The sequence below is a fragment of the Streptosporangium sp. LJ11 genome, from assembly GCF_051918945.1.
Taxonomy (GTDB): Bacteria; Actinomycetota; Actinomycetes; order Streptosporangiales; family Streptosporangiaceae; genus Streptosporangium.
Genome location: NZ_JBPXMB010000019.1, coordinates 105838 through 128155 on the forward strand (window position 1 = coordinate 105838; position 22318 = coordinate 128155).

Here is a 22318-nt window from a genome sequence, read left to right on the forward strand (position 1 = left end):
CCGCGCCGTTCAGCCGGCCGGCTGCCATCGCCGGACGTGGGCGGCGCAGAACTCGCGGAAGCTCGTCGGCCGGTCACCGGTGACGTCGGCGACCGTCGTGGTGGTCCGGTCCTCGGCTCCGCCGGCGATGGCGTGGTCCATGCCGGACAGGAGGACGGCGAAGCGGTCGGGGATGCCGGCGTCGGTGAGCAGCTGCCGCATGACGTCCACCGTGACGGCGCGGTGCCGGACCGGGCGCCCGCTCAGCTCGGCGATGGTCGCCGCGACCTCCGCGTAGCTCAGGGCCTGCGGGCCGGTCAGCAGGTGGTCGGTGTTGTGCGGGGTCGTGTCGGTGAGGGCGTGTACCGCCACGGCGGCGATGTCGGCCGCGTCGATGAAGCCGACCCGGCCGTCTCCGGTCGCGGTCACGATCTCGCCTCGTTCACGGATGCTGTGCGCGTGCATGTGGTCGTCGGCGAGGTTCTGCATGAACCAGGAGGGTCGCAGTACCGCCCACTCGGGGAACATGTCGGCGATGGCGGTGTGCACCACCCCCAGACCGCTCCCGCCCGCCGGGATGGCCGACGAGCTGAGCAGGACGATCCGTCGCACGCCGGCGCCGCGGGCCAGGTCCAGGAACGGCCGCATCTGCCGCGCCGGCTCGACGACTCCGATCGGCGGTATCAGGTAGATGCCGCGTACGCCGTCCAGGGCCGCGGGGTAGGTGCTCCGGTCGTCCCAGTCGAAGCGCACGTGCCGCCGCGCGGCCTCCGGCCGCGCGGGTCGGCTCCGGTTCGCGGTCCGTACGCGATGTCCCCGCCGGATGAGCCGGTCGGCGACGCGCCGGCCGGTGTTGCCGGTCGCGCCGGTCACGAGGATGGTGTCGGCTTCGGTCATCGGGTCGCGCCTGTCGCCGCGACGCCCAGCTGGTCGTCGCCCAGTGCCTCGAGCGCGACCGTCGGGTTCCAGTGGTCCCGGTAATGGGTGATCTTTCCGTGGGCGACGGTGACCACGGCGATGTAGGAGATCTCGTACGGCTTGCCGGTGGCCACGACCTTTCCGGAGGCGGTGAACTCGGCGACGACGACCGCCGGATCGACCGTTTCGTGCACGGTGAGGGCGGTGACCTCGGCGATGTCGAGCTTGTCGGGGTAGTCGATGAGGTAGTCCGTGATGGCGGTGATCCCGTCGAGGCGACGCGGCCATCCGGGCGGCGCGAAGGGGAACTCGGCCACCGCGTCCTCGTGCCACAAGTCGAGGTAGGCCCGCATGTCCTTGGCGAGCAACAGGTCCACGCCGCGCCGGAAGACGGCGGCTGTCGTGTCGGTCATGTCTCTCCCGTGGTCGAAGGACGCTCCGCGATATAATTCGGACCGCCGGTCCATTTAATATACGGACCAGCGGTCCGAATTGCCAAACCGAAGGGGCGGGACATGACGGCGGCAGGGCGCAAGGAGCGAGCGGACGCCGTCCGCAACCGGGAGGCGGTGCTGGCCGCCGCGGCCCGCCTGCTCGACGCCGCGGACGATCCCGGTGACGTGTCCATGAACGACATCGCGGCCGCCGCCGGCGTCGGCAAGGGGACCCCGTTCCGAGGATTCGGTGACCGGATCGGCCTTCTCCAGGCCCTCGCCGAGCAACGCGGCGAGCGGTTGCGCGCCGAACTCGCCGCGGGCGAATCGTCGTCCGACCCGGTCGAGCGGGCGACGGCGATGCTCGACGCGATCCTGCGGTTCAAGCTCGCGAACCGCTCGCTGATGCTCGCCCTGGAGAACGCCGGCAGCGGCAGCCCGTACCGGAATTCGACGTACGACCGGTGGCACAGGCACCTGGCGGAGATCGTCGCCGAGGTTCACCGGCCGGACGACGCCGACTACCTGGCCCACGCGTTGCTCGCCGCCGTGCGCAGTGATCTCATCGAGCATCTCAGCGACCAGCCACCGGAACGAACTCGCGACGGCCTCGCCTGTCTCGTACGCGTCGTTCTCGCCGGCGATCCCGCCGGCCGAGCCCCGGACCCCGACCGGCCCCGGTGACGCGCCGTCACGCGTCGAGGCGCGTTCCGGTGAGCTTCTCGCCGAGGTCCCACAGCCGGGTCGCGGAGTTCGGGTCGATCGAGTAGGGCATGACGCCGAAGGTGAGGGACTCACCGGTTCGTACCCGCTCCTCGGCGATGGCGACGGGGTCGTCGCCCTCGGGGACGAGCGGGGCGATGTCGGAGTTCTCGCAGTAGACGCCGCCGTGCCCGTCGAGCCGCGGGCCGGTGGCGCACCACACGCTCGTCGCGGCGCCCTGCTCGGGGCTCTTGATGTTCCGCGACGGGTCGATGATCGGTTCGCCGTTCTCCCCGATCATGCCCATCCGCCGGAGGTGGTCCGGGTCGGTGTGCCGTACGAGCGGGGTGAGGATCCTGCCCGGGTGCAGGGAGAACGCCCGCACGCCGTGGTCGCGTCCGCGCCGGTCGAGCTCGACGGCGAAGAGGTTGTTGGCCGTCTTCGACTGCCCGTACGCGCTCATCGGGTCGTACGGGCGGCGCTCGAAGTGCACGTCGTCCCAGACGATGTCGGACTGGCGGTGTCCCCACGACGACACCGCGACGACCCTGGCGCCCTCGGCCCGCAGCAGCGCGGGCCAGAGCCGGAGCGTCAGCTGGAAGTGGCCGAGGTGGTTGGTCGCGAACTGGGACTCGTAGCCGCGCGCGTCGCGGGAGAGCGGGCCGGCCATGATCCCGGCACTGTTGATCAGCATGTGCAGCAGCCGGTCACCGTCGAGGAAACGGCCGGCGAACGCGTCGACCGACGCGGGGTCCTGGAGGTCCATCGGTTCGAGCTGGACACCGTCGACACCGGCGAGGGTCTCGGCCGCCTTCTCGCGGTTCCGTACGGGAACGACGACCTCCGCTCCCGCCGCGCGCAGCGCGCGGACCGTCTCGACGCCGAGGCCGGAGTAGCCGCCCGTGACGATCGCGGTCCTGCCGGTGAGATCGACACCGGCGACGACCTCGGCCGCGGTCGTCGCGGGGCCGTATCCGGTGCCGAGCGGGGTCTGCGGTGTGAGTGCGGGCGCGGTCATGCGATCGCCTCCGAGAGGTCGGGACCCGGGTGGCCGGGCTTGATGTGGCGCATGGGTTCTCCTACGACGGCCAACAAAACGGAGGATTCTCCGTTTACATGGGATCGACGATAACGGAGGCTCCTCCACTTAGCAAACGTGCCGTATTCCCTCGGAAGCACCCCGGTTCCCTCGGAAGCACTCCGGTCGGGGACCGGCACCCGCGATCACAGTGTTCCGCCGGCGGCGAGTCGCATGAGGTCGGTGGTGAAGTCGACGTCGTCGGCGCTGCGTTCGGCGCGGGTGGCGTTGCCGCCGAACTGGTGCTGGTAGCCGGTCCATGCGCTGTCGGCGATCGACCGGCCGACGCCACTGCGCAGCAGGAGGACGAGTTCGGTGGCGGCTCGCTGGATCCGGTCGCCGAGCGCGGCCTGCCCCCAGTCCTCGGGTGCGGCGAAGAGGGAGGTGGGCACGGGGAGAGCCCGCATGAAGGCGAACAGGGGCCGGAGGTGCTCGTCGACGACCATGGCGTGCCGGGCCGTGCCCGCGGTGGCGGCGAGGATGACGGGTTTGGCGATGAGCAGGTCGTTGTCGAGGATGTCGGCGAAGGACTTCATCAGCCCGCTGATGCCCGCCTTGTACACGGGTGTGCTGGCGATGACGGCGTCGGCGGCGGCAAGGCGTTCGAACACCGCCTTGAGGCGCTCGCCGGGAAATCCGGAGACGATCGCCTGGGCGATGTCGACCGCGAGCGGTCCGAGCTCGATGATCCCGACGGTCGCGGGCGTGCCGGATTCGCGGAGCAGGTCGAGCACCTTCTGCACCGTGCGGTCCGCGAGAAGGCGGGTGGAGGAGGGTTCGCTCACACCGGCGCTGACGACGACGAGGCGCAGGGGCTCGTCAGGTTCGGATGAATCGTGCGGGTCGAAGGTGTCGGGGTTCATTCGGGGTTCCTTTTCGTTCTCTTCGGGGTGGCGGCGGTCGCCGCCTCGTGCTCGGCGGCTTCGAGGAGCCTGAGGCTGAGGTCGCGGACCATCTCCAGCTGACCGGGGTCCAGGGCCCGGGTCATCGCCCGGGCCACATGTCGCGCGTGGGCGGTGCCGGCGCGTCGCTGGATCTCCACGCCGGCCGGCGTGAGGCGGATGCGACAGGCACGGGCGTCGTCCGGGTCGCCCTCCCGCTCGACGAGCCCGCGAGCTTCGAGCCGTGCGACGAGCCGGGACATGCCGGGCTGGGAGATCAGCACGTCGGAACCGAGCTCGGTGATCCGCAGCCCACGTCCCGCGGTGGAGAGCGCGTAGAGCACGCCGTACTCCCGCGGCAGCAGATCACCCCAGTGATCGGCCTCGGCGAACTCGCGGGCGATCGTGGCCTGCGCCCGGAAGAAGGCCTCCCACGCCTCGTTCGCGAGTCGGACGTTGCCCGCCATGGTCACACGACCGACGGGAAGCGTGCCGCGACGGCCGGGTCGCTGTCCTGGTACGGGGACGCGCCGGAGAGGTTGTCGCCGCGGTTCGGGTTCGGGCGCGGTTGCCGCGGCCGGGCGTCGCCGTACTTCTCCGCGACCAGGGTGCTGTGGACGGGGGCGTCGGGCACTCCGGGGGCGCGCCTGCCGGCCATCTCCTTGCGGAGCACCGGGACGACCTCGGTTCCGAGCAACTCGACCTGCTCGAGCGCCATCTCGACGGGCAGCCCCATGCCGTCGAGCGCGAAGAGCTGGCGCTGGTAGTCGCCGAAGCCCTCCTGGAAGGTGAGGGTCTTGTCGATGACCTCCTGCGGACTGCCGACACTCAACGGCGTGCGAGCCATGTAGTCATCGAGCGAGCTCCCCCGGAAGACCGGGTACTCCTCGAAGTACGGTCGGAAGGTGTTCACGGCGTCCTGGGAGCGCCGGGCGATGAACGCCTGCCCGCCGAGGCCGACGATCGCCTGCTCCCTCGTGCCATGCCCGTAGTGCTCGAAACGCGCGCGGTAGAAGTCCACGAGCGGTTTGAAGTGCAGGTTCGGCGCCAGGATGTGATTGGCGAAGTATCCGTTGCCGTAGAAAGCGGCCTGCTCGGCGATCTCGGGAGTGCGGATCGAGCCGTGCCAGACGAAGGGCGGCACATCGTCCAGGGGCCGCGGGGTCGAGGTGAAGCCCTGCAACGGGGTGCGGAAGGTGCCCTCCCAGTCCACGACATCCTCCCGCCAGAGCCGGTGCAACAGGTTGTAGTTCTCCAGAGCGAGAGCCACGCCCTGCCGGATGTCCTTTCCGAACCACGGATAGACCGGCACCGTGTTGCCACGTCCCAGCATGAGATCAAGCCGTCCCTTCGCCACGTGCTGGAGCATGGCGTAGTCCTCGGCGATCTTCACCGGGTCGTTCGTGGTCATGAGCGTGACCGAGGTGCTGAGGATGATGCGCTTGGTCAGCGCCGCGATGTGCGCCAGCAGGGTGGTGGGCGAGGACGGGACGAAGGGGGGGTTGTGGTGCTCGCCGAGCGCGAACACGTCCAGCCCGACCTCGTCGGCCCGCTGCGCGATTCGCACGATGTTGCCGATGCGCTCCGCCTCGCTCTGGGTACGGCCGGTGACCGGGTCGGGCGCGATGTCGCCGACCGTGAAGATTCCAAACTGCATGATGTCCGCCTTTTTGGGTTGTTTCTGGACACCATAACAACATGCCTGCGCATGTATTCCCGCGATGGGAGACCCGCCCCACCCAGGCGCCGTCGACGCCCCTACAAGTGATCACGAAGGCGATCGCCGCCAACGCCCGTCCGGGCGGTTCTGACAGCGGCGTTGATCAACGTAAGCTGTGGCTCGTCAACGCCCGAGGTTCCGGAACGCTGCGAGGGTGGGTGGATGCGGACGATCCTCTTGCAGACCGAGGTCTCCGACGCCGAACAGGTCGTCATCGAGCTCTCTCCGGGCCGCGAGATCACTTTTGGTCGCGGCTCGGCGGACGCCCCGGTCGACTTCCCTCTTGATCATCCGGGGATATCCCGGCGGGCCGGGATCATACGGGCCATGGAGGATTACTGGCTGCTCACCAATCTCAGCCGTGACTCCACCCTTGTCGTGGAGAATCCCGAGGGGGGCGGGGAGTTCCTCAAGGTGGCTCCGCGCCGGGCGGCCGCGCCCATACCGTTCGAGTTCGCCCGGGTGGTGCTCCCGGTGGCGGGTGGCGCCTGTTCCTTTCTGGTCTTCGCCTCACAGCACAGCTTCATCGACCTCGACGCGCCCGAGGCCGCGGCGGTCGGTGAGCCGACCGTCTCCGGCTTTCCCCTGGACGAGACGGCGAAATACTTCCTCGTGCTGATCGCGCTCTGCGAGCCGCGCCTTCGCGACTGTGCGTCCGCGGTCATCCCGACGGTGCCGGAGGTGCTGGAGCGGTTGCACGAGGTCCCCGGCTGCGCGGGACTGACCCGGGCCGCGGTCAACTTCCACATCGACTATCTCGCGCGGACGAAACTGCGCGTCAAGCCGTCGTCCGGTTCGCGCAAGGCCGACTGGCAGCGCGCCGCGCTGGTCTCGGTCGCGCTGCGCTTCGACCTGGTGCGGGAGGAGCACCTGAAATGGCTGAACACGTGATCACGTCTGACGTCCGGCCCGGTCGCGTACGTGACCGGGCCGGACGCGTAGGCGACCGTGTCTGACGTGCGACGCGGCCTCGTACGTGACCATGTCTGACGTGCGGCCCGGCCTCGCAGGTGATCGCGTCTGACGTGCGGCCCGGTCGCGTATGCGATCACGGCTGGTATTCGGCCCGGTGCTTCCGCACCCGTTCGACGAACGGCCGGATGCGTTCGGGAACCCCGTTCTCCCGGCGGACCACATCGTCGGAGGAGCGGAACGCCGCGGCTCCCAGCAGACCGGGATCTCCGGGCACCCCGGCCATCAGGGGCAGCCGCGTGCACAGATAGCGGCCGACGGCGGGAATGGTGTCCTCGGGGGAGAAGGGCGGGGTGGGGACGACGCCGCGGCGGTCGGCGGGCAAGTAGTACTGCAGCACCGACGGCGTCCAGCGCGCGAGGCCGTACTCGTCCTTGGCCACGTCGAACAGTCCCGCGTCGAAGTTGCTCTCCGCCTTCAGGATTCCGGCGACCAGTGCCGGGCTCAGGCCCGGCTCGGCGCACATCGTGCCGGCTTCGACGATCAGGGCGCGGTACTCCTGGGGGATGTCGGAGTCGGGGCGCAACCAGCGCCCGAACGGATCGGCCACCGACGAGTCGACCATCCCGGCCCCTGAGACGCCGGCCATCACCAGAAGGGCCGCGGCCATCGCCCCCGCCAGCCGCGCGCCCGTTCGCCGCGACGGGGCCTTGGTCGTGCCGGCCAGCACCCGGGCCCGGTAGAGCTGGCGGGCCGCGCTGGGCCGGAGCCTCGGATCGGGTGTCAGGCAGTCGGTCACCCAGGAGCGCCAGGCCTCGGGCAGCGAGACCGGAAGCGTCAGGGGCCGCTCGCCCGCCGCGTACTCGGCGGCGGCCACATAGCGCGCACGGGCGGTCGGGGCGTTGAAGGGAAGGTGGCCGGTGAGCAGCTGGCAGGCCGTCACGCCGAGCGCCCACACATCGGCCGAGACCCACACGGCGTGTCCGCGTTCGCTCAGGGGCTCGCTCCAGCGCTCCGGAGGCACGTGGTCCACCGACCCCATCGGGGGAAGGTAGCCGTGGGTCCCGTCGATCTCTGTGGCCAGGCCGAAGTCGGCGAGACGCACCGAGCCGTCGGCCATCACGAGCACGTTGTTGGGCTTGAGGTCTCCGTGCACCCACCCCTCGGCGTGCATGTGCGCTATTCCCTCGCAGATCTCGGCGATCAGCCTCGGCGCGCCGGGAACGGGAGCCCCTCCCCGGATCAGGTCGGCCAGCGACCGTTCCGCCAGGTCCATCACCAGGACGCACGCGCCGTCGAGTTCGGGATTTCCCGCGTCGTCGATGACGAGCGTCTCGTGCAACCGGATCAGGCGAGCGTGCCGCAGCCTGCTGTGCAGGCGTATCTCCCGCTGCGTCATGTCCTTGAGGTGTCCCAGCTGCCGCCGGGTGACCGTGCCCGTGGGCAGGAACTTCAACGCCGCGTGTGCCGCGCCATCCCCGTCTCGTACTCCCAGGTAGACGCTCGCCCAGCTCCCCGTGGAGATGGGCCTGCCGACCTGCCAGTCACCGACGCGGTATCCGCGGGGAACACTGACCGCCCATCCCTCGGTGTCCATCGGCCTCCTACCCTTCTTGCCGTTTCACGGTCGGAATCATCAGAATGCGTTCCCTCGGACTGTTCATCGGCTTCACGTCGGGGAGGCCGGCCTCCCCGCTCCCGCGATGTTTCCAGGGCTTCCGGCCGGGCCGATGCCGTTCAGGACGGTGGTGAGCAGGTCCTCGACGAAGCCGGGGGGAATCTCCAGGGCGGTCGCCGCGCCACCGCCGAGCAGGTGGGGCAGGACCAGCTCGTGGCAGGCACCGATGATCATGGCGGCGGCGGCCTCGGGATTGGCGCCCGGGGCCAGGCGGCCGAGGTCGCGTACGGTGAGCCCGGCGGTACCACGCTGGGCCATGAGGCGTTCGGCGGCGGCGATCAGGTGCTCGCGCAGGCTCCGATCGCCCTCGCCGTCACGCAGGGCCGCTGCTTTTCTCGGGGACATCACATCGCATCGTAGTGACCGCCGGGAGCAAATGATCACCGGGAGCGGGTGGCGGTCAGGGTCGGATGAGGGTCAGGGACAGGTGTCGGTCATGGGCGGGTGCGGGTCGGGGACGGTGGCGGTCAGGGGCGGGTGGCGGTGGTCAGCCAGGCGGCGCCGCGCAGCCGTACGGCGTCGGGCTCCTCGTAGGGCCGCAGCGCCACCGTGAGCGCGGCAAGGGCTCGGGCCGCGGTGTCCCTGTCGACCTGGTCGAGAGCGAAGCGGACGGGGCCCCGTGCTCCGAGGAAACCGGCCGCGTCGGCGGCGCCCCGGCCCCACATCTGGGGCGCGTCGACCGGTGTGGAGGTCACCTTCTCGAAGCCCGCGCCGGTGAGCACCTCGCGGACACGGGCCGGGTCGGCCAGCGACTCCGGGCCGGGAGCGCCGGGCCCGGCCGGGGCGGGGCTCGGCGGCAGGTGCTCGGCCATCGCCGCGAAGACGGTGCCCAGGTCGTTGTCGGTCATCCTTCGCAGGGACAGGATGGCCAGGCGCCCGCCCGGCCGCAGCGCGCGGCCGATGTTGGCGAACGCGGCGACCGGATCGGCGAAGAACATGATCCCGAACCGGCTCACCGCCACGTCGAAAACCGAGCGGGAGGGGCGCACGCGATCGGGTGGCGGACGTCGTCCACGGGACACGGGAACACGGGGACACGGGGATACGGGGACCGGCGTCGCCCCCTCGATCAGCCGAACCGGATGTGTTTCACACCCGTCCACGCACGGCGCAGGCGTCCTCGCAGCGCGCCGTCCGTGTTCGGGGCGAGCGCCAACCCGGACGAGGCGGCGATGTGGTCGGCGACCTGCGGGATCGTGAGGAGGTCGGTCCACACGTGCTCGGCGAACTCCGCCTCGCGCAGCCGCTCCAGGCACCGGTCGAGCCTGGACACGGCGAAGCTCTCCCGGCGCAGGGGTGCGCCCTTACCGGCCACGTACTGCATGGCGTGCCCGAAGCCGACGTGTTCGGGATCGCAGACGACGCTTCCCGGGAGCCGCCGCCGTAGCTCGTGCGCGGTCTGCGTCTTGCCGCCGCCGAAGGGGCCGTTGATCCACAGGAGCATGTTCCGAGCCTACGAGGGCGGGTGCGGATCGCGGGCGGCTTCGCATGTCCCCGACCCGTCGTACGCCCCCGGGAGTACGACGGGTCGGGAACCCAAGACGCGGGCTCGGGGGTTCAGAACGCGGGTCCGGGGACTCAGGACGCGGGTTTCTCGTCGGTCCAGCCGGCTTCGAGGACGGTCTGGGAGTGCCACACGGTGCCCGGTTCGAATCCGGCCTGCGGGCCGCCCGGCCGTACGACGACGCTCTCCCTGGCCAGCGCCCTGCCGGTCGTCTCGTCGAAGATCAGGCGGTCCAGCAGGACTCCGCCGGCGCCCTTGGCGTCCGCCTTCGCCCTGACCCGTACCTCGATGGCGACCGCGCTGCCGGTACGGCCCTCCGCGTCGGTGACGCCGCGGGAGACCTTGATGGTCTTGAGGTCGGCGAGCATCCGGAAGGCGGCGCCGCGCACCTGCGAGGTGACCGGCATGTCGGTGATCAGCCCGATCGAGACGGCGAACAACCAGGCGTCCGACGACATCGGGTCGTCCGACTCGGTGCCGCTCCCCGTGTACGAGCGCAGCAGCCAGGCCTTGAGGTCGTCGGGGTCGTCGGGCAGGCCGCGCAGGTCCTTCATGGTGACGTTGCGGCCCAGCCAGAACACCTTGTCCCCGTCGACGAGCGGAATGTGGCTGTCCTTCGCCTCTCCCGGCTCGGTCGACAGGACGTAACCGCCTCTCTGACCCCCGCCCTTGCCGGGGACCTCGACCTCGATCTCGGTCGGGGAACCGGCCCGCCGCCAGGCCGCCTCGTCGTCCGGGCTCGCGGGCCGCGCCCCGAGTGACCGCGTCCGGCTCCACTGGTCCCCGCCGGTCGCCGACGGGGTCCAGCCCTCGTTCCGTGTCCGCTCGACGACGGTGTAGTCCCCGTCCGCCGCCTCGGACAGTATCCGGGTCACCGACGCGGTGTGCCAGTAGGCGCCGGTCGTGTCCGGCTGGCGGGCCGCTCCGTGGGCGGCGGCGAGCAGGATGGACCGGCTGGAGAGCTCGACGCGCGAGGCGGAGGGCGTCGGGCTGGAGGACGCCTGGCTGGAGGCCGTCCGGCCCGGATCGGCCTGGGCGGAGGGCGCGTCCGGGACCGTGCCGCCGGTCGCGGAGATCGTGACGGCGACCGCGGTCACGGCCGCGGCGGCTCCGGCGAGGCCGAGGCCAAGGCCGAGGCCCCACCCCGGGCGGACGGCCCTGCGCCCGGCCGGCGCCCGCCGGGGCTGTGCCATGGCGCGGGAGAGCTCGGCGGCCCTGGTACGCGGGTCGACCGGGGTGTCCCCCAGGTGCTCGGGGCGTGCGGCCCGCAGCTGATCGATGGGGTTCATGACCACTCCTCGCTGAGGTTCCTCATCCGGGGTCCGGGGTACGCGGCGGTGTCCATCTCCTGCTTGAGCCGTTTACGCGCGCGGTGGAGCCGTACCCGGAAGGCGGTCGGAGAGCAGCCGACGACCCGCGCCGCGTCGCGGGGGGAGAGCCCCTGCCAGGCGGTCAGGATCAGGAGTTCCCGGTCGTCCTCCGACAGCCCCGTCAGCGCCTTGAGCACGCTGAGCCGTTCGGCGACCTGCTCGGCGACGTCGTCCTCGGTCCAGGCCCGCAGCTCGGCACTGAGCGCGTCGCGCCGGACCTCCGCCCGGATGTTGTCGCGCAGCACGTTGCGGGCCACCCCGAGGAGCCACGGCAGGGCCGGCTCCGGCACCTCCTCCAGCCTCCGCCAGGCGATCGCGAACGTCTCGCTCACCACCTCGTCCGCCACCTGCCGTCCCGCGCGGCTGACCACGTAGGCCCAGACACGTTGCCGGCACTCGTCGTACATGCTGGTGAACCGCTGCGAGTCGTCCGTCACCGCCCCGCCCCCTTCGTACCGGATGTGTTGTTCTGACACCGGGAAATGGCCGGGGCTCCTCGTTTGTTACCTGCCTTCTTCAAAAAATGGTACGAACCACTACAAATCCGGAATCATCCCGGCCTGGGACCCGTCTCCTGCCCGGTGACCGCGGGGGCCCGCTCGCGCGTCAGCACTTCGTCCCGGCGGCGGGCAGCACGCGGTCGGTGAGGTAGCGGTCGATGTGGTCGCGGGCACAGGGGTTGGAGGCGTGGAGCGTGTGGCCGGGCCCCTCGTGCCGGACGACGACGCTGCCCGGCACCTGCCTGAGCACCCGCTGCACGGCGTCGGACTCGCCCCAGGCGCCCGCGCCGAGCATGGGCGGCAGCCCCTTCGGCAGCGGGGCGGGCGGGTTGGTCACCCGTACCGGCCAGCCGACGCAGCCGAGGGTCGCGGTCGCCATCGTGCTCGCGGTGCCCGCGTTGGGCGCGACCTCGCGCAGCCGGGCGATCGTCGCCTCCAGCTCGGCGCGGCCGGCGGGACGGGGCCAGTCGACGCACTCGGTGACGCCGGTCGACTGGTCGGGATAGCGGGCGCCGCGCTCGGGCACGAAGCCGGAGGCGTCGCCGCCGGCGGCCGCGCGGATGTCCCGTGCCAGCTTCGGCCACGCCTCGGCGCCCTTCCTGGCGGAGCTCACCGCGAAGGCCTGCAGGTCGCGCCCGCCGTACGCGATGCCGGCCTGCCTGGCGGGAATCGGCGTGCGATCGGCCCTGGCGACCAGCTTGCGCCACTTCGCGGGTACGTCGCGGCACTGTCCGGCGGCGCACCAGTCGAAGAAGCGGCCGATGGCCTCCTCGTTGCTCCTGGCCATCGCCTCCAGCTCACCGGCCCAGTCGGCGGTGCTGTGGTTCCACGTGCCGTCGAGCACCATCGTGCGCACCTGGCCGGGGAAGAGCCTGGCGTACGCCTGCCCGTAGAACCCGGCGTAGGAGGCGCCGTAGAAGTTGAGCTTGGCGCCGCCGAGGGCCTTCCTGATCGCCTCCATGTCCCTGGCCTGGTCGGCCGAGCTCATGTTGGCGAAGAACTCGGGATCCTTGTTGCGGCAGGCCTCGGCGTAGCCGCGGTTGGTGTCGGAGAGCCGCCCGAAGTCGGCGTCGTCCTCGGGGAACTCGGGCAGCGGGATGCGCGTCCAGGTGCACGGCAGGCCGGTGCTCAGGCCCCCGATCTGCTCGCCGTAGCCCCGGGTGTCCCAGGTGACGATGTCCATGCGCTCGCGGAGCTCGGCCCACCGGTTTCCGGACCGGGTGATGGCGATCCCCGGCGCGCCCGGCCCGCCGTAGGCGATCAGGACGGAGCCCTCGGAGGTGCCGGTGGCCTTCAGGCGGCCCAGCTTCAGGGTGATCTCGCGTCCGCCGGCCTGCTGCCAGTTGACGGGTACCCGCAGGTCGGCGCACTCCATCCCGATCTTGTCACCCGGGCAGGTGCTCCAGTCGAGGGAATCGGTCTGTGGTGCCTGCACGCCCGAACCCAGAAGGGTCAGGGCGACGGCGATCGACGTCAGCATGAAGGCCACGATCTCCGAACGGCCACCCCGGCCGCATCGGAGCCCGGTCTGATTCCGGAGGCGGCGCATCAGACCGGGGGATGTCATCCCACGACGACCACGCGGCCACTACGCGGGCGCCCGGGGCACCTGGGGCCCTCCGGGAGGCGGGCGGACCCGCGATCCGGTCACGCCGAGCGCAGGTCGCCGTCGAAGACCTTGTCCAGGAAGCCCTCCAGGTTGAAAGCGGTCCGGGTGATCCGCTCCTCCGTGGTGAGCGTCTCCTCGAACCGCACGCCGGACTCCGCCCGCTTCGTGCCGCGCACGTAGAGGGAGCAGGCCAGGTCGGCGCAGATGTAGGTGCCGACCGTGTTGCCCTGGCGGCCCGCGGCGCCGACCCTGGGCGCGACGAACAGGGCGACCCCGGTGCCGGAGTGGGGGGTCAGGCAGATCGAGCAGACGGTGCTCTTGGTGAAACTCCTGCGGACATCCTGCGCGACGCGCAGGGTGACGCCGACGAGCTCGCCCTGCCGCTCGACGACCAGGTAACCCCGGTCGGGGGCGCCGGGATCGCGCCAGCCCAGGAAGTCGAGGTCGGCCCAGGAGAGCTCGGAAAGGTTCCTGGGCAGGTTGAGCCTGCGCGCCTCCCCCTTCGAGCAGTTGACGAAGGATTCGCGTATCTCTCGCTCGCCGACCGGGTTCATGGTTCACCTACCGTCATGACGATCATTGAAAAAGGCCCCCGGAACCCCGGCTCCGGCCCCGCGATCGGCGCCTCCGCCGACCGGCGGGCGGCCAGACCAGATCAGGCCAGGCCAGGCCACAGCCCGGTCAGGCCCGGCCGGGACGGGTCTCGGTCAGGCCGAGGTGCTCCCGGGCATCCGGCAGCGGCCAGTGTCTCAGTACGACATCAAGGACGTCGAGGGATTTTTCCCCCAACGCTCGGAGGCCGCGCGAGCGCCCGTCGCCGGATGGCGAGCGGATCGGGATCACCCCTCGCGTCACCGGCGTCGAGAGCCGATGATGAACAGGTGTCCGAGTCCTCCTCCGCGTCGCACACCCCTGACACGCCCTCTCCCTCCGCCCCGCACACCATCGGCACGACCGTCCGGGCCGCCCCCTTCGCCCGGCGGCCCGTCGGCGCGGTCGCACTGGCCACGCTCGCCGTGCTGCTGGTCGCGAGCCCGCGCTACGGCTATCACCGGGACGAGCTGTACTTCCGGATGCTGGGCGAGCGGCCCGCCCTGGGGTACTTCGACACCCCGCCGCTGACCCCGCTGATCGCGCGGGCCTCGGTCGCCGTGTTCGGCGACACCGTGGTCGCCCTGCGCGTCGTTCCCGCCCTGATCGCGTCGCTCGTCGTCGTCCTGGTCGCCCTCCTGGCCCGGGAGCTCGGCGGCGACCGGAGGGCGCAGACCGTCGCCGCTGCGGGAATCGCCACCACGACCCTGCTCCTGATCGGTGGCCATTCCCTGCTGACCCTCGGGGTCGACCTGCCGCTCTGGGTCGCGGCGGCGCTGTTCGCCGTACGGGCGCTGCGGGGCGACGGCCGCTGGTGGCTCGCGCTGGGCGCCGTCGCGGGGGTGGCGACGTACAACCGGCAGCTGATCGTGCTGCTCCTGGTCAGCGTGGGCGTGGGCGTGCTGGCGGCGGGGCCGCGCGAGGTGCTGCGGGACCGCAGGCTCTGGCTCGGCGCGCTGCTGGCCCTCGTGATCGCCGCGCCCAACCTGGTCTACCAGGCGACCCACGGCTGGCCACAGCTGGTGATGGCCGGGGCGCTGGAGGCCGACGAGGGCGCCGACAACCGTCTCTCCTTCGTACCGCTGCAGCTCCTGCTGCTCGGCCCGCCCCAGGCGGTCGTCCAGGTGGTCGGTGCCGTACGGCTGTGGCGGGAGCCCCGCCTGCGCTGCCTCGCCCTGGCCTACCCGTCGGCCTGCGCGCTGACGCTCTACTCCGGCGGGCGCCCCGACTACGTGGCGGGCCTGCTCGTGCTGCTCTTCGCCGCGGGGTGCGGCCCGGTCAGCCGGTGGATGTCGGGTGCGGGACGGCGCGCGCTGGTCGTCGGCGCCCTGGCGGTCAACGCGGTCCTCTCCGTCGTCATCGCGCTGCCGGTGATCCCTCCCCCGGCCCTGGAGGGCACCCCGGTCGCCGGCATCAACGAGGTGGCGCGCGAGTCGATCGGATGGCCGGAGCTCGCCGCGCGGGTCGCGGCGGTGGTCGGCGGGCTGACGCCTCAGGAGCGCGCGCGGACCGTACTCCTCACCGACAACTACGGAGAAGCCGGGGCGCTGGACCGCTACGGCGGGGAGTACGGCCTGCCCGAGGTCCACAGCGGGCACAACGAGCTCTACTGGCGCGGCCCGCCGTCGCCGTCCGCCCGGATCGCCGTGGTCGTGACCGACTCCACCGGCGGCTACTCCCGGGTGTTCGCCACCTGCGAGGAACGCGGCAGGGTCGACAACGGCGTCGGCCTGTCCAACGAGGAGCAGCACCTGCCCATCCTCGTCTGCCGCGACCCGCTGCGCCCGTGGCAGCTGCTCTGGCCCGAGATGCGGCACCACAGCTGACATCCCGCCACCCGCGAGACCCGCGTTCCGGCCGGGGTCCGGCCGGACTCAACGCTCGGGCTCACCCCTCGGCGAAGGCGAGGCCGCGTTCGGCGAGCGCCTCGCGCAGGAGCCCGATGGCCTTGGGGCCCATGCCGTGCAGCCGCAGGAGCTCCCGCTCGCTCGTGGCGGCCACCTGGGCGAGCGTCGTGTAGCCGGCCGCGGCCAGGGCCCTACGCGCGGGACGTCCGATGTTGGTGGGGATGTCGATGAGAACGTCGCCCTGACCGCTCTGGTCGCGGGTCGTCATGCTGCCTCCTTGCGGAACGGGTGAGCCGGTCGTCCCGCGCCACGGGAAACCCCTCGGCACGAGGACACCACGTTGCGGAAACCCGGCTTCGCGGGAACGCGTGGCGCGGTTTTGCGAGTCTCGCATTCCCCTACGACAGAACGGCGAGACGCATACGGCGAACGCCATGATCATCCGATTGAACGGGACATCCGGTGCGGACAGGCCAACGACCGCGACACCCTGCCCTGACCACGCCGCGAGGCGGAGACCGTCGACACGACGGGGAGCCCACCGGCGCGGGCCGCGGGTCATCGCGGACGCGGCGGGCGTGCGGACCGCGGGCACCGGCTGACGCCTGGATGCCCGCGCACCGGTCGCGTCATTTCCAGTTTTGAAAACGCGCCGAAAACTTAGGACGCATCAGAAAAGCCGGAACGAGAGCGGGAAACATAATCGCGGCCCGCGACCAGGAAACGCGGCCGGAGTCGAGCGCGTCACGCGAGAACCACTTCTGGATCGCCGCTCCTGTCAGGTCGCGTTGTTGAAGCGTTTTCGGATGCTCACAAATCCCGGGCTTCGAATTCCATGCCGTCGCGCCGTTCCCAATTCGGCGTCGAGCGGATTTGATGGGGCCACCACCGATCCGCAGCACGGAGGCAGGCATGTCGACGCCACAGATCCCCACCACCGAGGACGCCCTTGCCGTGGTCCGGCGAGACCTTCCGGCTGACCGGATGCTCAATCTTGGACCGCTCCAGATCAACGTCCGGCACAGCGCCCTGGCGGGTCTCGACGAGGCGGGGGTGACGGAGAAGCTCGTAAGCATCCACAGGGCCGTCGGCCAGGACCCCGGTCTGGTCGGGAATCTGACGGATCCGCAGCTCCGCCACTGGCTGCTGTACGCGGCCAACCTGCTGGCGGTGAACCAGACGGGCGCCCCCGGCTTCAACGTCAAGGAGGCGTTGGCCTGGCTGGTGAACAACGTCACCACGGTGCGGCCTCGAATGCCTTTCTCCGACCGCGACGGCTTCGAACTCCAGGTGCTCGGCCGCACCGGATGGCTGAAGGCGGCCCTGGGCGCGAAGGTGCCGCGCCTCCCGGAGGAGGCGCGGCAACGGGCCGCCGCCTGCTACGGCGCCCCGCCTCCCGGGGCGCCGGGTGAACGGCCCCCGCTCGACCAGGAGCTTCTCCTCAAGGAGTTGCTGCCGCGACTGCAGGACTTTCTCATCAAAGAGGTCACGATATGGCGTAGGCCGTCCGGGGTGAAGCGCGCGTTCCAGAAGATGTCCGACTTCGAGATGATCGCGCAACTCGCCCAGTCCGTGGCCTGGGAGATGCTGCAACCGTACGCGGCGGCCAGGGAGGACAGCCCGTTCGTGAAGGGCTTCGACTATTTCAAGAACATATACGACAAGACCACGACCGTACCGACCGAGAACGACCTGGTGAGGCACCTGATGAACCGCGCCTTCCTGGTGGGTGGGCAGGGCGCACCGGGAAAAACGGTCTTCGACGCGGCCGGATACGACAGCACCCGAGGCGCGGACAACGTATTCCTCTTCGAAGCGCTCGGTAAATGGATGAACGGGCAGGACGTCGTGAAGCGGCTCACGCTTTTCTACGCCCAGCACATCGGTTCCAACTCCCATGGAGACAAGGGCGGCGGCATCGGCCTGGTCACCGAGTTCAGGCCCGACCAGCCGCAGTCGCGGTCTCGCTGGGAGGTGATCGAGACGATCGTCCACGAGATGACGCACTCGCTCATCCATCCACGTCTGGCCGCGAAGATGAAGAACACGAACAGGCCGCTGGTGATCTCGGAGGGGTTCGTCGAGGTGGTCACCAGGGAGATCTACAACTGGATGATCGACCACGGGGGCGAGGCGTCCACGAGGAGGCTCATGGTCGGCGTGGAGGGCGACCTGCTGCCTCCGATCAAGAAGAAGGAACTCAGCTACGGGGCGGATGGGCGGTACGCGGACCAGATCTTCCAGATCGTCGGCCGGGAGAGGTTCCTCACCGCCTTCCTGACCGGAGACGTCGAGCTGGTCGGCCTGCCCGCCTGAACCGGCACCCGGGGTCCTGGTCTTCTGGAGCCAGGGGCCAGAAGACCAGGACCCGGTCTGCGGAAGGGCCGGCGGCCACGGGCCTGCGCGGCCTCGGATCTCCCTACGGAAAGCGGCCTCAGATCTCCTTGAGGAAGCCGGCGTCGACGGCGAAGTCGGCGCCGGTGGTGCTCGCCGAGCGCGGCGAGACGAGCAGGGCGATCACGTCGGCGACCTCCTGCGGCTCGACGAGGCGGCCGGTGGTCAGCTTCATCATCTCCGCCGCGACACCGTTCAGCACGGCGTCGCGGTCGGTGCCCGCCTGCGCGGCGATGATGTCGGCCGCGCCGCCCTCCTCGGTCCACCACGCCGTCCGCACGGGCCCCGGCGACACGGTGTTCACCCGGACGCCCTGCGGCGCGAACTCCTCCGACAGCGCCTTCGTGAGATTGTTCAGGCCCGCCTTGGCCGCGTTGTAGTCGACGTTCATGGGGGCGGGCAGCCGGGCGCTGCCCGAGGACACGTTGACGATCGAGCCTCCGCCCCGCTGGAGCATCACCGGAACGGCGGCGCGGACGGCCCGTACGACCGAGAACAGGTTGAACTCGAACATCGCCCGCCAGTCGTCGTCGGTGGGGGCGAGGAACGAGAAGCGCGGCAGGGCCACACCGGGCGGCGGGCCGCCGGCGTTGTTCACCAGGATGTCCAGCCCGCCGAACACCTCCACGGCCCGCGCCACGATCCGGCCCGGAGCCTCGGGGTCGGTCAGGTCGGCCGGTACGTGGAGAAGGTCCGCGCCGTCGAGCGCCTCCAGCTCCGGGGTGCTCTTGCGCGAGGCGGCGACGACGCGGGCCCCCTCGTCGAGCAGGGTACGGGTGACGGCCAGGCCGATGCCCTTGGAGGCGCCGGTGACGACCGCGACACGGCCGGAAAGCTGCAGGTCCATGGAATGTCCTCTCGTCGTCGGGCCCCGTACGGCGGGAGGGGCCCTTCACGCGAGCAAAGCTATGGCGGGCACTCGGCCCCGGGCTGGCAGCATTCGGACCGGCAATTCACGCTGGATCCGGACCGGCGATTCACGCCCGGCCGGAACCGGCGATCCACCCCCGGCCCGGCCGACGGGACGCCCGCCGGATGGGGGCTCGCCGGCCGGGCGTGGCCTCGTCAGCTCGCGTAGGCCTCCAGTTCGAAGATGCGGGCCGCGGTATCGCTGTCGCTGGTCGGGGTGAGGACGTTGAGCCGGACGTACCGGGCGCTGACGGGTGTGACGGTGTGGGTGGTGACGTTGGCGGTGTTGCCCCGGGCGCTCACGACGTTCGTCCAGGTGGTGCCGTTGGTGCTGACCTGGAGGTCGAAGTCGCGGGTGTTCCAGGCCGTCTTCTCACCGCCCGCGCCGGAGTGGCGCAGCACGAACCGCCCCACCTGCGTGCTCGACTGCAGGTCGACCTGGAGCCACTTGCCGGCGCCCAGCGCGCACCACTTGTCGGAGGTGCCGGCCGTCCAACTGCCGTTCACGGCCTTGGCGGGAGCCTCGCCGGCCGCGCACTGGCCGCTGGCGGTGGCCGGCTTGTTCAGCGCCAGGTTGGGGGTCGGTTGCGTCGTCTCGGGGACGTAGAGGCGGATGTCCGTCAGGCTCGCGCTGCCCTCGTAGACGTTGGTGTAGAGGTCGCCGATCACGAAGTAGTCGGGATACTGGGAGCCGGCCGGCCACTGGTTCGGCCAGGACGCGCTGCCGTTCACGTCGTTCTGGACGAGGGTGGCGTTGTAGCGGCCGTCGTACTCGCCGGGCTTGACGTTGTAGTGCCAGATCGGCGCGTTGCCGACGATGAAGGGGCGGTGGAAGCGGATCGTCTTCTGCCCGACCCGGGCGAAGTTGCCGCTGGCCTCGAGCACGTAGCCGGTGGCGTCGCGCTCGATGGCGAAGGTGTAGGACTGGTTCGGCATCAGCTCGGGCTGGAGCTCGGCCGCCGACGACAGCTGCTGCTCGGCCACGCCGCCGGAGCAGCTCGTCATGAACCACTGGGAGTTGCCCGCGAGGCCGCCCGGTCCCGGCGTCCAGTTGGGCAGGCCGCTGATCCACATGTTGACCGTGTTGAAGTTGCCGTCGCGGTAGTTGTAGTACTGGTTGGTGTTGGAGTCGCAGACCCGCCCGCCGGTGCCGCTGCCGACCCGGTCGGGGTGCTGGGAGAAGGAGTCCATCAGCACCTTGCGGCGGTAGTGCCAGAAGTGGTTGTTCCTCGGGGCGGGGTTGGCGAAGTCCACGATCGACATGAAGTGGAAACCGTTGTAGCCGTACGGGCCCGACCGCACGTCCTGCCACTCGCAGTAGGGCGCGGCGGCGTTGCCGCTCCAGCCCGGGCTCCTGGACCCCTCGCCCCAGGGGTGCTGCGTCTTGCATCCCTGCGTGCCGTAGCCGTTGATCTTTCCGTCGTACTCGATCGAGCCGTTCCGCTTGCCGCCGAAGTCGATGGTCTTGAGCTTGTACTCGACGCGGTACTGGTCGGGCAACTTGTTCGTGGGCCGGAAGATCGCCCCGCCGGTGTGGTCGGGCACGTTGAGCACCGCCGCGGGCGCGCCGCCCACCGTCGCGGTGGTGATCGACGGCGGCGACTCGATGACGCCGTCCTTGTTCCAGTCGCGGGCGGAGAGCGAAGCCGTCAGCCAGCCTCCCTGGCCGACCGGGAACTCCTTGCGGTAGGTGGCGAAGGAGTTGAACGCGGTGGTCCAGGCCGACCCGTAGTCGTTGCGGTACCACTGGCCGGAGTCGTCCATGATCGTGTCGAACGGGGTGGTGTAGTTCTCCCTGACCCACGGCGCGTTGCCCGTGTTGATGGGAGCCGAGAAGTTCTCCGAGTGCAGCAGGGTCCAGGCGGCGGCGCTCTTCGCCGCACCCGCCCTGCTCTCCGCGCCCGCCTTGGCCTGCGCACCGGACGCACTCGGGGTGCTCGGGATGCTCGGACCGGGAGTACGGGCCCCGGCCGGCGCCGCGGCGTCGCCCGTCGCGGGGGTGCCGACCCCGAACGAGGTGATTGCCACGACGGTCGTGGTGACCGCGGCGAGGGCCGCCTTGCGCGCGGCCCCTCTGACGTTGCTTCGCATGGGTTACGTGCCCTTCACTCGACGAGTAAGGCGTTGCTCGTGCCTGGACGCGACCCGCGCCCTCGCGGGTGTGCGCACCTCCGTTCCCGGTACCGGGCGACCACGGGTGGCGTCGCCGACCGCCACCCGGGTGCCGTTCACAACCGGCCGTACTCCACGAGCCGTCCCCCGGACGGCCGCGGACCGGAAAGGGGCTAGAAGCCGCCCTTCGGGTCGAGGTATTCGGCCGCGTTCTCCTTGGTGACCCTCGGGGAGGGCACCACGGTGTCCTTCTCGACCTTGGCCCCGCCCAGGATCTCGACCGCCCGGTCCAGGCCCATGGCGCCGATGATGTCCGCGTCGTTCAGGCCGGTCACCAGGTAGTTGGTCCCGTCGAGGATCGCCTTGAGCGCCTCGGCCTGGCCGTCGACGCCCGCGATGACGATCTGCTCGGCCTTGCCCGCGTCCGCGATGGCGCGCTGCGCGCCCAGGCACATCGCGTCGTTCTCGCAGAACACCGCGACGAGGTCGGGGTTGGTCGCCAGCAGGCCCTCCATCACGGTCAGGCCGCCGTCGGATCCCCAGTTGCCGAAGTCGGGGGCCTCGACGAGCGTGATGCCCGCGGTGCTCGCGAGCACCGACTTCACGCCCTCGGTACGGGCGAGGCCGATGCTGTTGTCGGCGGGACCGCCCTTGATGATCGCGACCTTGCCGCCCTTGGGCAGCTTCTCGGCGAGGAACCGGCCGTTCTGCACGCCGATCGCCTTGTTGTCCGGGCCGATCCAGCTGGTGTACTCGCCGGTCTGGAACTTGCGGTCCACCAAAACCACGGGCTTGTTCGCCGTCTTGGCCGCGTTGAGCGCCGCGGGCGCCGACTCCAGCGGGCCGCCGGAGATGATGATGGCGTCGACGTTCTTGCTCAGCAGGTCCTCGACGTTGGAGGCGAGCTTCGCCGCGTCGCCGTTGGCGTCGGTGCTGATGATCTCGATCTTGCCCTTTTTCTTCGCCTGGGCGGCGATCGCCTTGTCCATGCCGCTGAAGTAGGGGCCGCTCAGCATGAAGTTGGCGACGCCGATCGTGTAGGAGCCGTCGCCGGAGGCGGAGGCGGCGGGCCCGCCCTCACCGGACGAGGAGCAGGAGGCAAGGCTGAGAGCGAGAAGGCCGGTGGCCAGCAGGCCGCTGAATTTTCTGGCGTTCATTTCGGTATACCTCGGGGGGTGTG

At 70.7% G+C, this 22318-nt stretch carries 23 protein-coding genes; 4 read left to right on the forward strand and 19 right to left on the reverse strand.

The window, feature by feature from the left end; translation table 11 throughout:
* Positions 1–9: 9 nt before the first annotated feature.
* Together ACTOQ3_RS26945 and ACTOQ3_RS26950 are read right to left on the reverse strand one after the other, a co-directional pair.
* Positions 10–876, reverse strand: a complete 867-nt coding sequence (locus ACTOQ3_RS26945) for an NAD(P)H-binding protein (protein ID WP_440086178.1) — start codon at positions 874–876, stop codon at positions 10–12.
* Positions 873–1310, reverse strand: coding sequence for a nuclear transport factor 2 family protein (locus tag ACTOQ3_RS26950; RefSeq protein ID WP_440086179.1), 438 nt, complete (start codon positions 1308–1310; stop codon positions 873–875). Before ACTOQ3_RS26950 ends, ACTOQ3_RS26945 begins: the two co-directional genes overlap by 4 nt.
* Before the next feature lie 102 nt (positions 1311–1412).
* On the opposite strand from ACTOQ3_RS26950, the gene ACTOQ3_RS26955 reads away from it, so the two are divergent.
* Positions 1413–2015 (forward strand): TetR/AcrR family transcriptional regulator, encoded by a 603-nt coding sequence (locus ACTOQ3_RS26955; protein ID WP_440086180.1) that lies wholly within the window; start codon positions 1413–1415, stop codon positions 2013–2015.
* Positions 2016–2022: 7 nt separating this feature from the next.
* On the opposite strand, the gene ACTOQ3_RS26960 is transcribed toward ACTOQ3_RS26955, so the two are convergent.
* The 4 genes from ACTOQ3_RS26960 to ACTOQ3_RS26975 form a co-directional block, all read right to left on the reverse strand.
* Positions 2023–3051 carry an oxidoreductase gene (locus ACTOQ3_RS26960; protein WP_440086181.1) on the reverse strand — a complete coding sequence of 343 codons (1029 nt, stop codon included), beginning with the start codon at positions 3049–3051 and terminating at the stop codon, positions 2023–2025.
* A gap of 206 nt (positions 3052–3257) precedes the next feature.
* A complete protein-coding gene (locus ACTOQ3_RS26965) occupies positions 3258–3974 on the reverse strand; it encodes a CE1759 family FMN reductase (RefSeq protein ID WP_440086182.1) in 717 nt (238 codons plus the stop codon).
* The gene (locus tag ACTOQ3_RS26970; RefSeq protein ID WP_440086183.1) at positions 3971–4459 is read right to left on the reverse strand and encodes a MarR family winged helix-turn-helix transcriptional regulator; all 489 of its coding nucleotides are present in this window, start codon (positions 4457–4459) and stop codon (positions 3971–3973) included. Before ACTOQ3_RS26970 ends, ACTOQ3_RS26965 begins: the two co-directional genes overlap by 4 nt.
* Before the next feature lie 2 nt (positions 4460–4461).
* Complete coding sequence (locus ACTOQ3_RS26975) at positions 4462–5649, reverse strand: CE1758 family FMN-dependent luciferase-like monooxygenase (RefSeq protein WP_440086184.1); 1188 nt, start codon at positions 5647–5649, stop codon at positions 4462–4464.
* Between the two features lie 225 nt (positions 5650–5874).
* On the opposite strand from ACTOQ3_RS26975, the gene ACTOQ3_RS26980 reads away from it, so the two are divergent.
* Positions 5875–6603 carry a hypothetical protein gene (locus ACTOQ3_RS26980; protein WP_440086186.1) on the forward strand — a complete coding sequence of 243 codons (729 nt, stop codon included), beginning with the start codon at positions 5875–5877 and terminating at the stop codon, positions 6601–6603.
* A 157-nt stretch (positions 6604–6760) separates the two neighbouring features.
* Here ACTOQ3_RS26980 and ACTOQ3_RS26985 read toward each other — a convergent pair whose 3' ends face one another.
* From ACTOQ3_RS26985 to ACTOQ3_RS27020, 8 genes are all read right to left on the reverse strand, one after another.
* Entirely contained in the window at positions 6761–8221 is a 1461-nt protein-coding gene (locus ACTOQ3_RS26985) for a serine/threonine-protein kinase (protein WP_440086187.1), read from the reverse strand.
* A 72-nt stretch (positions 8222–8293) separates the two neighbouring features.
* A complete protein-coding gene (locus ACTOQ3_RS26990) occupies positions 8294–8647 on the reverse strand; it encodes a hypothetical protein (RefSeq protein ID WP_440086188.1) in 354 nt (117 codons plus the stop codon).
* A 122-nt stretch (positions 8648–8769) separates the two neighbouring features.
* Positions 8770–9405, reverse strand: coding sequence for a class I SAM-dependent methyltransferase (locus ACTOQ3_RS26995; RefSeq protein WP_440086189.1), 636 nt, complete (start codon positions 9403–9405; stop codon positions 8770–8772).
* Complete coding sequence (locus ACTOQ3_RS27000) at positions 9372–9746, reverse strand: hypothetical protein (protein WP_440086190.1); 375 nt, start codon at positions 9744–9746, stop codon at positions 9372–9374. Before ACTOQ3_RS27000 ends, ACTOQ3_RS26995 begins: the two co-directional genes overlap by 34 nt.
* Before the next feature lie 134 nt (positions 9747–9880).
* Positions 9881–11095, reverse strand: a complete 1215-nt coding sequence (locus ACTOQ3_RS27005) for a CU044_5270 family protein (RefSeq protein WP_440086191.1) — start codon at positions 11093–11095, stop codon at positions 9881–9883.
* The gene (locus ACTOQ3_RS27010; RefSeq protein ID WP_362696255.1) at positions 11092–11613 is read right to left on the reverse strand and encodes an RNA polymerase sigma factor; all 522 of its coding nucleotides are present in this window, start codon (positions 11611–11613) and stop codon (positions 11092–11094) included. Before ACTOQ3_RS27010 ends, ACTOQ3_RS27005 begins: the two co-directional genes overlap by 4 nt.
* A gap of 169 nt (positions 11614–11782) precedes the next feature.
* A complete protein-coding gene (locus ACTOQ3_RS27015) occupies positions 11783–13156 on the reverse strand; it encodes an alpha/beta fold hydrolase (protein WP_440086192.1) in 1374 nt (457 codons plus the stop codon).
* A 167-nt stretch (positions 13157–13323) separates the two neighbouring features.
* Positions 13324–13839, reverse strand: a complete 516-nt coding sequence (locus ACTOQ3_RS27020) for an FBP domain-containing protein (RefSeq protein WP_440086193.1) — start codon at positions 13837–13839, stop codon at positions 13324–13326.
* Positions 13840–14166: 327 nt separating this feature from the next.
* On the opposite strand from ACTOQ3_RS27020, the gene ACTOQ3_RS27025 reads away from it, so the two are divergent.
* The gene (locus ACTOQ3_RS27025; RefSeq protein ID WP_440086194.1) at positions 14167–15702 is read left to right on the forward strand and encodes a glycosyltransferase family 39 protein; all 1536 of its coding nucleotides are present in this window, start codon (positions 14167–14169) and stop codon (positions 15700–15702) included.
* A gap of 61 nt (positions 15703–15763) precedes the next feature.
* On the opposite strand, the gene ACTOQ3_RS27030 is transcribed toward ACTOQ3_RS27025, so the two are convergent.
* Both ACTOQ3_RS27030 and ACTOQ3_RS27035 read right to left on the reverse strand, forming a co-directional pair.
* Positions 15764–15991, reverse strand: a complete 228-nt coding sequence (locus ACTOQ3_RS27030; RefSeq protein WP_440086195.1) for a helix-hairpin-helix domain-containing protein — start codon at positions 15989–15991, stop codon at positions 15764–15766.
* 361 nt (positions 15992–16352) lie between these two features.
* Complete coding sequence (locus ACTOQ3_RS27035; RefSeq protein WP_440086196.1) at positions 16353–16637, reverse strand: hypothetical protein; 285 nt, start codon at positions 16635–16637, stop codon at positions 16353–16355.
* Between ACTOQ3_RS27035 and ACTOQ3_RS27040 the strand changes: the two genes are divergently transcribed.
* A complete protein-coding gene (locus tag ACTOQ3_RS27040; protein ID WP_440086198.1) occupies positions 16636–18039 on the forward strand; it encodes a hypothetical protein in 1404 nt (467 codons plus the stop codon). The two genes, ACTOQ3_RS27035 and ACTOQ3_RS27040, sit on opposite strands and share 2 nt — an antisense overlap.
* Positions 18040–18157: 118 nt before the next feature.
* Here ACTOQ3_RS27040 and ACTOQ3_RS27045 read toward each other — a convergent pair whose 3' ends face one another.
* From ACTOQ3_RS27045 to ACTOQ3_RS27055, 3 genes are all read right to left on the reverse strand, one after another.
* The gene (locus tag ACTOQ3_RS27045) at positions 18158–18964 is read right to left on the reverse strand and encodes an SDR family NAD(P)-dependent oxidoreductase (protein WP_440086200.1); all 807 of its coding nucleotides are present in this window, start codon (positions 18962–18964) and stop codon (positions 18158–18160) included.
* A 218-nt stretch (positions 18965–19182) separates the two neighbouring features.
* On the reverse strand, positions 19183–21117 hold the full coding sequence (locus ACTOQ3_RS27050; protein ID WP_440086202.1) for a discoidin domain-containing protein: 1935 nt from the start codon (positions 21115–21117) through the stop codon (positions 19183–19185).
* Between the two features lie 194 nt (positions 21118–21311).
* On the reverse strand, positions 21312–22295 hold the full coding sequence (locus ACTOQ3_RS27055) for a substrate-binding domain-containing protein (RefSeq protein ID WP_440086203.1): 984 nt from the start codon (positions 22293–22295) through the stop codon (positions 21312–21314).
* Positions 22296–22318: the final 23 nt, after the last annotated feature.